The 12343-nt window shown below is 47.1% G+C and carries 12 protein-coding genes; 1 reads left to right on the forward strand and 11 read right to left on the reverse strand.

The genetic code is table 11. The features are described from left to right. Nucleotides 1-22 precede the first annotated feature (22 nt). On the forward strand, nucleotides 23-526 hold the full coding sequence (locus tag AAKU61_RS07545) for a DciA family protein (RefSeq protein WP_322121412.1): 504 nt from the start codon (nucleotides 23-25) through the stop codon (nucleotides 524-526). 93 nt (nucleotides 527-619) lie between these two features. Here AAKU61_RS07545 and lpxC read toward each other — a convergent pair whose 3' ends face one another. The 11 genes from lpxC to AAKU61_RS07600 all read right to left on the reverse strand — a co-directional run bounded on the left by lpxC (nucleotide 620) and on the right by AAKU61_RS07600 (nucleotide 12343). Continuing rightward, entirely contained in the window at nucleotides 620-1555 is a 936-nt protein-coding gene (lpxC, locus tag AAKU61_RS07550; RefSeq protein ID WP_354331005.1) for a UDP-3-O-acyl-N-acetylglucosamine deacetylase, read from the reverse strand. Between the two features lie 94 nt (nucleotides 1556-1649). Then, nucleotides 1650-2369, reverse strand: coding sequence for a tRNA (guanosine(46)-N7)-methyltransferase TrmB (gene trmB, locus AAKU61_RS07555; RefSeq protein WP_354331007.1), 720 nt, complete (start codon nucleotides 2367-2369; stop codon nucleotides 1650-1652). Between the two features lie 116 nt (nucleotides 2370-2485). Then, on the reverse strand, nucleotides 2486-3577 hold the full coding sequence (locus tag AAKU61_RS07560; RefSeq protein ID WP_354331009.1) for a porin: 1092 nt from the start codon (nucleotides 3575-3577) through the stop codon (nucleotides 2486-2488). A 352-nt stretch (nucleotides 3578-3929) separates the two neighbouring features. Next, nucleotides 3930-5213, reverse strand: a complete 1284-nt coding sequence (locus tag AAKU61_RS07565) for a multidrug effflux MFS transporter (protein ID WP_354331011.1) — start codon at nucleotides 5211-5213, stop codon at nucleotides 3930-3932. A 50-nt stretch (nucleotides 5214-5263) separates the two neighbouring features. Continuing rightward, nucleotides 5264-6736 (reverse strand): NAD-dependent succinate-semialdehyde dehydrogenase, encoded by a 1473-nt coding sequence (locus AAKU61_RS07570; protein ID WP_354331013.1) that lies wholly within the window; start codon nucleotides 6734-6736, stop codon nucleotides 5264-5266. A 163-nt stretch (nucleotides 6737-6899) separates the two neighbouring features. Then, nucleotides 6900-8111: a THUMP domain-containing class I SAM-dependent RNA methyltransferase gene (locus tag AAKU61_RS07575; RefSeq protein WP_354331015.1), complete on the reverse strand. Its 1212-nt coding sequence runs from the start codon at nucleotides 8109-8111 to the stop codon at nucleotides 6900-6902. 155 nt (nucleotides 8112-8266) lie between these two features. Beyond that, a complete protein-coding gene (locus AAKU61_RS07580; RefSeq protein WP_354331017.1) occupies nucleotides 8267-8869 on the reverse strand; it encodes a 2-hydroxychromene-2-carboxylate isomerase in 603 nt (200 codons plus the stop codon). A gap of 30 nt (nucleotides 8870-8899) precedes the next feature. Further along, on the reverse strand, nucleotides 8900-9322 hold the full coding sequence (locus AAKU61_RS07585) for a CopD family protein (protein WP_354331019.1): 423 nt from the start codon (nucleotides 9320-9322) through the stop codon (nucleotides 8900-8902). Between the two features lie 19 nt (nucleotides 9323-9341). After that, nucleotides 9342-10607, reverse strand: coding sequence for a glutamate-5-semialdehyde dehydrogenase (locus AAKU61_RS07590; protein WP_354331021.1), 1266 nt, complete (start codon nucleotides 10605-10607; stop codon nucleotides 9342-9344). Between the two features lie 155 nt (nucleotides 10608-10762). Further along, on the reverse strand, nucleotides 10763-11779 hold the full coding sequence (holA, locus tag AAKU61_RS07595; RefSeq protein WP_354331023.1) for a DNA polymerase III subunit delta: 1017 nt from the start codon (nucleotides 11777-11779) through the stop codon (nucleotides 10763-10765). A gap of 3 nt (nucleotides 11780-11782) precedes the next feature. Further along, complete coding sequence (locus tag AAKU61_RS07600; RefSeq protein ID WP_354331025.1) at nucleotides 11783-12343, reverse strand: LPS-assembly lipoprotein LptE; 561 nt, start codon at nucleotides 12341-12343, stop codon at nucleotides 11783-11785.

Raw genomic sequence — 12343 nt, forward strand, 5'->3', positions numbered from 1 at the left:
TGTTTGTGGTAAGGTTCCATCCATGCAAGCATCTTCACCACCTCCCTATAGACTCAACATCAAGCGCGGCCGTAAACTGCCAGTAACCACGGGTGCCGCTGACTTTTTACGTAGCAACGATCAAATTTCGCCTTTATTACCTACGATCAGGCGCAATGCCAAATTACAAAAAGACTGTGGAAACTTGTTGCCCGCGATGTTCAATGCCTGTGATGTGCTGCAACTGGAGGAAGGGCAATTAACTCTATCCGCGCCTAACGCTGCGCTAGCCACCAAGCTAAAACAACAATGTCCAAAACTACAAGACGCTTTAGTACAGCGGGGATGGCAGATTAACGCAATCCGTATCAAAGTACAAGTCAAGAGAAAAGTCGAGCCCAAACCTTACGTCAAGCAATGTAGCCTGTCGAACCAGGCAGTGAATGCGTTTAATGTGCTTGAGAATACCTTAGAAAATACGCCGCAAAATGCGGGTCTGATTGCCGCTTTACACAATCTGGTTAAGCGACATCAGAGTGAAACATAATCAATAAAAATGGGGAGTATTTTTAATCGTCCAGAGAATTACTGGACGATACGGCATATTTTTACTATACAAGGCAGGAGTATAGTCAAGATATCAGGTTAAAGCCCATTCCCGCTGTTCTTGCAAACCATAAGAATCTGGCGCGGATTCTATTTCATCAAACGTCACAACTTCATACGCATCTGGCTGAGCTAATAAAGCCCGCAACAGCTGATTATTCAAACCATGTCCTGACTTATGCGCTGTGTAACTCGCTAAAAAAGGATGGCCGATAAGATAGAGATCGCCAATGGCGTCCAATATTTTGTGGCGCACAAACTCGTCATCAAAGCGCAAACCATCCGCATTAAGGATACGATATTCATCCATCACAATGGCATTCTCCATAGAACCACCACGCGCCAGACCAATCCCACGCAACATTTCCACATCTTGCATAAAACCAAAAGTACGCGCCCTCGCAACATCTTTCACATACGAGACTTTGGCGAAATCGACTTCGGCCGTTTGGGTCGTGCCATCGACTGCAGGATGATTAAATTCGATAAAAAAATGCAGTTTGAAGCCGTTAAATGGTTCGAGGCGTGCCCATTTTTCACTTTTTCCGCTACCTTCACGTATTTCAACGGGCTTTAAAACACGAATAAATTTCTTCGCAGCATTCTGCTCCTGCATACCTGCTTGCTGTAATAAATAGACGAAAGAAGAGGCAGAGCCATCCATGATAGGAATTTCTTCAGCGCTCACATCAATGTATAAGTTGTCTATACCAAGACCAGCACAAGCCGACAATAAGTGTTCAACGGTAGAAACTGTAGCGCCATTATTCGACAAGGTCGATGCCATACGGGTGTCGCCGACATTGAGTGCCGTAGCGTGGAAAACAACCGGTGGGTCAAGGTCAATGCGGGTAAAAATGATACCCGTATCAGTGGGTGCCGGACGCAAAATCAAATCGACTTTGGTGCCAGAATGCACGCCTACGCCGATTGTTTTGACTGATGTTTTGATAGTTCTTTGTTTTAGCATGAAATCATTATAACGATTTACTACGATTGCTATGTATCACCATATTTTTGCAGAGCAAGACTTTGACTCAACATAGCAGAGAGCGACGCTCTTTTTATATTTTACTGAATACTAAATCCCAGACACCATGGCCCAATTTTAAGCCACGATTTTCAAATTTAGTCACGGGACGGTAATCCGGACGCGGAGCATAGCCTTCAGCCGTATTCTGTAAAGTTGGCTCTGCGCCTAATACTTCTAACATTTGCACTGCATACTCTTCCCAATCCGTCGCGCAATGCAAATAACCACCGGGAGCAATCCGCGAGGCTAGTAAAGCGACCAAAGGACTTTGGATCAAACGACGTTTATTGTGACGCGCTTTATGCCATGGATCCGGGAAAAAGACATGGACGCCTGCTAAAGAGTTTGGCGCAATCATATTAGTCAAAACTTCGAATGCATCATGTTGGATGACGCGCTGATTCAACAAACCCAGTTCATCCGTCAGCTTGAGCAAGCTACCAACACCTGGCGTATGCACTTCAACGCCGATAAAATTTTTCTCGGGCATGCCGGCAGAAATCTTGGCGCTCGTTTCGCCCATACCAAAACCAATTTCAAAAATGGTAGGTGCCGCGCGACCAAAAAGACTATTTACATCCAATATGGTTTTTTGATAAGGGACTAAAAATTGTGGCCCCAGCGTCGCAATAGCACGCGCCTGCGCATCAGATAAGCGCCCGGCACGTGTCACAAAACTACGAATACGGCGCTCAGTCGGATCATAAAAAAGTGGTTTGGATGTAACGTCAGCAGGTTTGGTGTCAGACATACTTGGGAAATTAAAAATGGAGTTAACGCGAGAATACAACAAAGACAATGGGGTAGTCATTTCTGACTACCCCATCAATTACTTTTAAATCAATTCAGGCCTAAGCCTAAATTTGATTAGAACAGGTGACGAATACCAAATGTCAGTTCTTTTACGTCAGCACCAGCAACTGCTGCGCCAGCTTTTTGAGAATTAACGTCTTGTGTTGTACCTGCGTAAGCAGCATACAAATCAGTACGCTTAGACAAAGCATATTGGTAACCGATAGAGAACTGCTTAGCATCGCCTACAGTCTGCGCTACAGCCAGATTTGTAGAAGTCAAAGAAGAATCCTTGATCTTAGTGTAAGTAGCGATAACTTTGCTTGAAGCATCGATAGGTGCTGTTGCGCCAATAGTAAAGATTTTTTGGTCAACTGCAGGAATAGTACCTACTGAATTACCTTTAACTTTTTGGAAAATCACAACTGGCTTAACCACGCCAAAGTCGTAAGAAGCGGCAATCGTGTTACCGTTTTTACCAACTACTGGACCTGTCAAAGCGGTAGCTTGTGACGTATCTTTAGCGTATGAGTAACCAACATCCAAACCAGCTGCTTTGTAGCCAGCATTCAGACCCATAGAGCGGCCGATGCTGTTGTTACCAGCAACTTCGCCGAAACCATAAGCGCCAACGCCATAGAAACCGTTCAGGTTACCTGGTGTGTAGTAAATGATTGCATTGTTGATACGACCAGAAGAATTACTTGTAGATGCCGTCGGAGTACCACCGATGAAATACAAGGAAGACAAACCGTTGCCGCTATTGATGAAACCTGAAACATACGGATCAAAGTTGTCAAAAAATTTGAAAGTTGGTGTTTTATCGCGACCTAAATCAACGGCCCCGAAGTCACCAGCCAGACCAACTGTTGAACGACGACCGAAAGTGCGGTTACCTTGACCGGATGAACCATCATCCAGATTCAAGCCTTGCTCTAATACGAAGTTGGCTTTCAGACCGCCGCCCAAATCTTCAGTACCTTTGAAGCCAATACGTGAACCGCTTTCTTGACCGCTTTGGATCTTAGAAGTTTTACCTGCTGCTGCGCCGTTATCCAAACTTTGGAAACCAGCATCTGCGATACCGTAGATAACAACGGAGGATTGAGCAAATGCTGCACCGGAGAAAGCACCCATTAGAGCGAGTGCGAGTAATGATTTTTTCATAGGGTAATATCCAGAAAATAGTAAGTTTAGTCTTTGCTGCAACACAACAAATCGAGTGCACAAAAACAAATTTGCAGGTCTTTAACAGCCTTGAGTCCTAAAAATGACTCAATGACAGAGGCCACTATACCTGCGGAAAATGACAACTTGATGAAATCAAAAACACGTAACAAACCAGATTCAACGAGCTGTCTCAAAAAAACACACGAAGTATTTTTATTACAACGTGCTAAATCGTTGGACTGCTGAACTTCGATTTGGTTCGCATTATAGTTAAAATTTCAAAATGCTGCAGAGCACCAAGTAAATAAGGTGGCATGGTCATATTTCAAGTCTCATCAACAAAATATTTTTAACCCACGGTCTCCCATGCATTTTGCTTCTGATTTGTCATACTGCGCCAGTACAAACGCCCCGAGTACCAAGAGATCATTCCCAGAGATGCAAATACCAATTGCCCGATAGCCAAGGTCAGGCTGGAATGATCCAGTGCAGGCGCTACCATACCAGCCACTACTGCTCCGAGCATCGTGACAGCAGCAGACTGGCAAGAGGCCACTATCCCTCTGATTGTAGGAAACAAATCGAGGACAAGCAAGGTAGCGCCAGGAGCAACCAGAGACATACCAAAACAGTAGAAAAACAAGGGCATCACTGACCAAGGCAGCATAGCTGGCCAAATCGCGTGGTAAATCACGTTAAATAAAGAGGCTCCGATCAGGAAGCAAAAGCCGATATTGACTTGCTTCCAAACAGAAATTCTCCCTGCAAGGCGATTCGCCGCCAGTGCACCTAAAAATATGCCCGCGACTGAGGGAATAAATTGCCAGCCAAATTGATCTGGCCCTAGCTTTAAATGCTGAGTAATAAACGCTGGCGCGGCGGAAACATACAAAAAAAGGCCTGCAAAATTAAACGCAATCGTGCCGGCTTTAAGATGAAATAGCGGGGACTTAAACACCATCTTGTAACTTTTCCACAAAAACTCTGCACTAAAAGGCTGACGCTTTTCGATCGGCAAAGATTCTGGCAGCCGCTTGTAGCACGCCCAAAATAAAATCAGGGTATAGACAAAAAGTAAGAGGAAAATACTACGCCAGCTGAAATAGCTGACTATCCAACCGCCTAAAATAGGTGCAATTGCCGGAGCAATAGAAAAAATCATTGTTACCAGAGAAAGCAAGCGCTCAGCGGGAGCGCCTGAGTACATATCACGGATGATCGCGCGTCCAACCACCACACCAGCGCCCGCAGAAACACCCTGCAAAATCCTGAAGCCCCACAAATAATGAATCGTATGGACAGATGCGCAGCCAAAAGAAGCGACGGCAAAAACGGCTAGCGACACCAAAATCACATTCCGGCGCCCGAACGCGTCCGACAAAGCGCCGTGCCAAAGCGTCATGACGGAAAAAGACAGCATGTAGGCAGTTAATGTCTGCTGAACTTCGATCGGACTCGCCTGCAAACTCGACTGAATTGCCGGAAATGCAGGCAGATAAGTATCAATTGAAAATGGCCCCAACATTGCCAACGCTGCAAGCAACGTTGCGAGAGCGCCAGCGCTCACCACTTGCAAGTGAGAAGGCAGTGGTGGTGATGGCGGAGTCGCTTCTGGTGTAGGACTATTAGACATATTCAATCGCAATTAGCAGAATTTTATTCATCAGGATCATCAAGGGAAATTTAAATGCCGCCCATACACAAATATTTCATTTCAAGATATTCGTCCATTCCATAGCTAGAACCCTCGCGTCCCAGTCCAGATTGTTTAACGCCACCGAACGGCGCGACCTCATTCGAAATCAAACCAGTATTAATACCGACCATGCCATATTCAAGCTTTTCAGCAACGCGCCATACGCGACCGATATCACGGGAATAGAAATACGATGCCAGTCCAAAATCAGTATTGTTAGCCGCCGCAATCACCTCATCTTCCGTTGTAAACTTGATGACGGCAGCTACTGGGCCAAAGGTCTCCTCGACCATAATTTTCATCATATTGGTAATGTTAGACAGTACCGTCGGCTCATAGAATAAAGTGCCGGCTGCATGTTTTTTACCACCAGCTAAAATCGTAGCGCCTTTCGCCAGCGCATCAGCAACGTGCTCTTCTACTTTGGCTACTGCCTGCTCATCAATCATCGGACCTTGGCTGATGCCTGACTCCATACCGTTACCGACCTGGATTTTCTTAGCGCCCGCAGCCAGTTTTTCAACGAAGGCGTCGTAAATCGACTCATGAGCATAGAAGCGATTGGTACACACACAAGTTTGTCCGGCATTACGGAATTTTGATTGCAACGCACCTTCCACCGCGGCGTCCAGATCAGCATCATCAAATACGATAAATGGCGCATGCCCGCCCAATTCCAGAGCCAGTTTTTTTACTGTCGGTGCACATTGCTGCATTAAAATACGGCCTACTGGAGTTGATCCAGTAAAAGATAAATGCCGCACAACCGGGCTGTCGCACAACACTTTGCCAACGGCAATCGAACGCTCTGAATCGGCGGTAACAATATTAATAATGCCTGCTGGCAGACCCGCTCTATGTGCCAGCTCTGCCATTGCCAAGGCGGATAACGGGGTTTGTTCCGCTGGCTTAATCACGATACTGCAACCAGCCGCAATCGCGGGGGCAACTTTGCGCGTAATCATAGCAATCGGGAAGTTCCAAGGCGTGATTGATGCGCAAACGCCGATAGGCTGTTTTAATACCACCATTCGTTTGTCAGTCCAGGTCGATGCCATGACATCGCCGGTTACCCGCTTTGCTTCCTCGGCAAACCATTCGATAAAACTGGCGCCGTAAATTACTTCGCCTTTGGCTTCGGCTAAAGGTTTGCCTTGCTCGGCAGTCATTAACATCGCCAGATCATCGGCATTGGCAATCATCAGATCAAACCATTTACGCATTACCGCGGCGCGCTCTTTGCCGGTCTTGGCAGCCCATGCCGGAAAAGCCGCTTGTGCAGCGTCAATTGCCGTTTGTGCGGCACTAGCACCCAAGTTAGGTACGGTACCGATAATCGATTGATCCGCTGGATTATTGACTTCAAAATTATCACTAAAACTAAACCAGGCGCCATTAATGTAAGCATGATTACGCAATAAACTACTGTCTTTTAAATTGAGGGAAAAAGCGTTAGACATAGATTAATCTCCTGATGTGTTTTGTTTTGGATGAGGCCAATCTAAATCTCGGCCAGATTACATAAAACAGCGTAAATTATGATTGATGACGCAGCGTAGATGGCAAAGCATAAAGTAAAACGGGCGAACCTGCTGTGCAGCGTTCGCCCGTTTTTATGTAGAGTTAGGACAAGTTTTTAGGCTTGGCCTCTTCACGGCGGTTAAAGCCCGCCACCATATCGAACCGGAACAAGCGACATTCCAGGGCACCGTTGAAAAAAGGTGTCTTGCGCGACTCTTTCAAACGCAGCATCTTTGGCAAACCCAGATCAGCGGTGAACAAGAAAACACTCCAGCCAGCAAACCTTTGTTTTAACGTGCTACTGAATGCACTGAAAAAATCGGTCGCCATCGCATCAGGCTCTACCGAACTATCACCGCGTACGCCAATACGTTCGCCATAGGGCGGATTGGTCAGCAAAATACCTGGTACTTCAGTTGGCGCTTTGATCTCTTGCGCTTCAATTTGCTTCAACGGCACGTCAAAACGAATACCTGCCTTATTCAAATTATTACGCGTCATGCTGATCATGTCGCCGGAGATATCACTGCCGAAAATAGTCGGCTCTTCCGGCACGTGATTTGGCTTAACACTGCCCTTGATAGCTTGCCATTCGTCTTGCTTATAACCGGCAAACTTTTCAAACGCAAATTCACGACGCAAACCTGGCGGAATACCAGCAAGCATTTGTGCCGCCTCAATCAAAATAGTACCCGAGCCACACATAGGATCAAACAGAGGCACGCCGGGTTTCCAGCCGGCAGTCCGCAACAAGCCCGCTGCCAGGTTTTCACGCAAAGGGGCATCGCCTGTCTCTAAGCGCCAGCCGCGTTTAAACAAAGGCTCGCCTGAGGTATCGAGATACAAAGTAAAGTTGCGTGCATCCACAAAACCGACTATCCGCATATCCGGATTTTTGGTATCAACCGAAGGACGTTGTGTGAATTGATCGCGGAAACGATCACAGATCGCGTCTTTAATTTTGAGGGTGGTAAATTCCAAACTTTTCAATGGCGATTTGACTGCGGTTACATCGACACGAATCGTGTGGTGGTAGCCAAACCAATCTTCCCATGGCTGCTCCAGGGTCAGGTCATAAATATCGTTTTCGTTGAGATAGCCAGAATGCGCCATCCGCAATAACACACGCGAAGCAATGCGTGAATGTAGATTGATGCTATAGGCGTCGCGCAATTCACCAGAGCAATGCACACCGCCGGGCACTTGCGTATGTACATGCAAAGTTTTATCCGTCTGGGCAATTTCATTCAACTCTTCAGCAAGAGCGACTTCCAGGCCACGGGGGCAAGGGCAAAAATACGAGTAACGTGTCATGGGGAACCTTTTATCCAAGTTAATTTTTAAAGGCTAAAGCTCTTGCCTAGCCGGTATTTACATCTATTTCTCAGCACTAAAACTAAGTTGAGTTCGTGCTGCATTCGCTCACCTCATTACTTCATTCTATTGATCGTAATGCCAACTGTTAGTCACTATTCTTGGAAAACGCGCTCCAAAAAATCTAAGCGATCTTGCCCCCAATAGCTCTCGCCATTGAATACAAACCAAGGCACACCGAATACATTGTTGGCGATTGCTTCATTGGTAAAGCGCTCGTACTCAGCTAATACACTGGCGGTTTCTGACGATTTGATTAAAGCTTTACCGTCGAGCTCGCAATCAAGTGCTAACGCGACCAGGGTATCCGTATCAGCAATATTTTTTTGTTCTGCCCAGACCGCTCGCATAATCGAGCCAGTCAGTTTGAGTGCGGTCTCAGTCCCGTGTGCCAATTGCGCTGCAATAATCAAGTGTGCAGAAGGATCGCCTGCGACCGGAAAAAAGGTCGGCTGCAAATTCATAGGCAAATCCAGATGCGTACTCCAGCGCTGCATTTCTGTCAGACGATAGGCTTGTCTTTGTGCTGCACGTTTAGCTAAAGGCAAACCACCCGAAGTAGCAAATACTTTGCTTAAATCAATCGGCTTAAGATCAATCCGGATTGCATGTTTTTTTGCCAGATCGACAAAGCGCTGATGCCCCAAATACGCCCAAGGAGACTGCGGTGCAAAATAGTATTCACAAACTCTGTTCATCAATATTTCCTTGAGAATTTAACGAGCGGACTAAAACGGCTTCACTACCACCAACACCACAACAGCTAATAACAAAACGACTGGCACTTCATTAAACCAGCGAAACCAGGTATGCGCGCGTTTATTGTTGCCCTGTTCAAACCTTTTCAGAATACTGCCACAGGCATGGTGATAGCCAATCAGCAGCACTACAATAAAAAGCTTGGCATGCATCCAACCGCTGCCGGGACCACGCCCGATACCTGTGGCAATCCAGTACCACAACCCAAAACCTATCGCTGGAATGGCCAGTATGGTCATAAACCGGTACAGCTTGCGGGCCATCAGCAGCAGTCGCTCGGTCGTAACCGCCTGGTTCTCCATCGCCAGATTGACAAAAATCCTCGGCAAATAAAATAAGCCTGCAAACCAGGACGTCACGAAAACGATATGTAGTGCTTTAATCCAGAGCATGCATTTCTCCTGTTACTTATTATTGACGAACTTCGCCATTACCAAATACCACATACTTCAGTGAAGTCAGACCTTCTAATCCCACTGGACCACGTGCATGTAGTTTATCGTTAGAGATGCCGATTTCTGCACCTAAGCCATATTCAAAGCCATCTGCAAAACGGGTCGATGCATTGACCATGACCGAGGCTGAATCAACCTCACGCAGAAAGCGCATGGCGCGCGTGTAATCTTCCGTCACGATGGACTCAGTGTGTTGCGATGAATAGTGATTGATGTGTTCAATCGCCTCATCCATATCTTGAACTACTTTAACAGCAAGAATCGCGGCCAGATATTCTGTGCTCCAGTCCTCTTCAATCGCAGTAGCCAAATGAGGATAGTCGCTGAGTATTGCTGCGGCAGCAGGGTCGCAACGTAATTCGACTTGTTTGCTGTCGTAGAGTTTGGCTAAGGCGGGCAATACCTGCGCTGCAATAGCTTGCGCGACCAATAAGGTTTCCATCGTATTACAAGTGCCATAGCGATGGCATTTAGCGTTGAATGCAATGTCCAGCGCCTTTTGTATATCTGCTTTATCGTCGATATACACATGGCAAATGCCGTCCAGATGTTTGATCATCGGCACTTTGGATTCACGCATTAAGCGCTCGATCAAACCTTTGCCACCGCGTGGAACAATGACATCAACATACTCTGGCATGGTGATCAGCTCGCCCACCGCAGCACGGTCGGTAGTCTCAACTACCTGAACGGCGTCGGATGGCAAACCGGCACCGGCTAAACCTTCTTTGACCAATTGTGCCAGTGCCTGATTGCAGTGAATTGCCTCAGAACCGCCGCGCAAAATTGTGGCATTACCACTTTTAATGCATAAGCCTGCCGCGTCGACTGTAACGTTTGGTCTGGCTTCATAAATAATACCAATCACGCCCAACGGCACGCGCATCTGACCAACCTGAATCCCAGTCGGGCGGAATTTCATATTCGAGATTTCGCCTATCGGGTCTGACAGACTGACGATTTGCTCCAGTCCCTCCGCCATGGTGGCGATGGCTTTGTCGGATAAGGTTAGACGATCCAGCATCGCTGCTTCCATCCCATTTGTGCGGGCGGCAGCAAGATCGAGCTCATTGGCTGCCCGCAAAATCGCTGCGTCGCGCCGGATCGCCGCGGCAATCAATAACAACGCCTGATTCTTTGCAGCCGTATTTGCTTTTGCCATGGCACGCGACGCTTTACGGGCGCGTATGCCAAGGTCTTTCATGTAGGTTTTGATATCCATATCAATTCTTTAAATTCAGTATGTCTATGTCTGCTTGCGCTCTACAAGTGGCTTAAGAGGGAATATATACTACCTACTGTATATTTTAACGTCCAAATATAATATGGACGTTAATGCCATTTATTCGACATACTCCCTATTTTTACGTATTTATCCTATGCGCGGGCAACACGTAGACCTAATTGCAGCAAGGCATCCCAGGCGTCACCGGCAAATGCCTTGGCGCGTAAACCTTTGACCATCTTATCGACTTGCGCTGCCTCTTGCAGCGCCGCCTCTAAGGTCGCTAAACTCACCCGGCGTAGCGCAGGCTCCATCAGCTTTTCACGCGGGCCCCAGATACGAAATTCCTTCAGCAGCATGCCTAGCGACTTGCCTTGTGCCATACCAGACTTGAGTTTGAGCAAAGTCCGGATCTCTTCGGCAACTGCCCATAGTACCAGCGGCAAGGCCTCGCCCTCGCCTTTCAGACCTTCTAGCATGCGCACCAGTCTGGCGACGTTGCCAGCCAACATGGCTTCATTGACTTTAAACACATCGTAGCGTGCGACGTTTAAAACAGCGTCGTGGATTTGCTCAAAACTAAGTTTGCCTTGGGGGTGCAACAAAGCGAGCTTTTGAATCTCTTGATGTGCGGCGAGCAAGTTACCTTCTACTCTGTCCGCAATAAAGTCCAGACTAGGCCGATCAGCGCTTTGCCCTTGTGCAGATAACCGCAAGGATATCCAATTAGGCAGTTGCGCCCGTTCCACCAGCGGGATGTCAATATACACCGCCGCCTGCTGCAAGCTCGTCACCCAGGCTGCCTTTTGCGTCGCCCAGTCGAGTTTTGGCAAGGTAATCAGGGTCAGATTATCGGGGGATAAATGCTTGACATATTCTTGTAGTGCAGCGCCGCCGTCTTTGCCTGGCTTGCCGGTGGGTATGCGCAAATCAATCAGCTTTTTATCGCCGAACAAGGATTGCGATTGATTCGCTGCCAGCAGAGCGCCCCATTTAAAACTACGCTCTACGGTTAAAATTTCTCTTTCCAGAAATCCCTGTGTTTTAGCGACACGACGGATTTTGTCCGCAGTTTCTAATGCCAACAAATGCTCGTCACTGGTGATGACGTATAAAGACGCCAGTGATTTAGTCAGGTGAGCATCGATCGCATCAAAGCGCAATTGCATACGCTATTCCATCTTCAGTACGGCCAGGCGACGCATGATTTGCTGCACCAGATCGCTTTGCATATCACGATATAACAGAGCTTCTTCAGACTCTTTCGCCAACACTGCAGATTCGTTGAACGTGATATTGCGCTTGAGTTGGATGCTGGTTGGCTCTAACAATTCTTTACCAGCCTTGTCGCGCACACGGAATTTAAATGTGTACAACAAATTGTATTCACGTGCACGGCCTTGGCTATTCAGAGACAAGATCACTTTCTCGCGTGTTTCTGCCAAAACTTCTAATGCCACATCGGCGCTTCTGGCATCGTTAAAAATCACGGTATTACCATTGGCACGGATATTTCGCCGCAACTCGCCACCAAGCGGTGACGTATCTGGCAAGCTAATATAAATACTAGAGAACGGAAAAGTCACCGGACCACGCAACGCAAAGCCGCAGGCGGACAAAATTACAGCAACTGACGCGATGCTGAAAAAGGCTAGCAATTTCCGCATCCAATCAGACCTTGTTTTAGAGTCTTTCTCATTACGCATATCGCCCGCTTTCGAATTAACGATCAT

It is taken from the genome of Undibacterium sp. GrIS 1.2 (genome assembly GCF_040544435.1).
Taxonomy (GTDB): domain Bacteria; phylum Pseudomonadota; class Gammaproteobacteria; order Burkholderiales; family Burkholderiaceae_D; genus Undibacterium.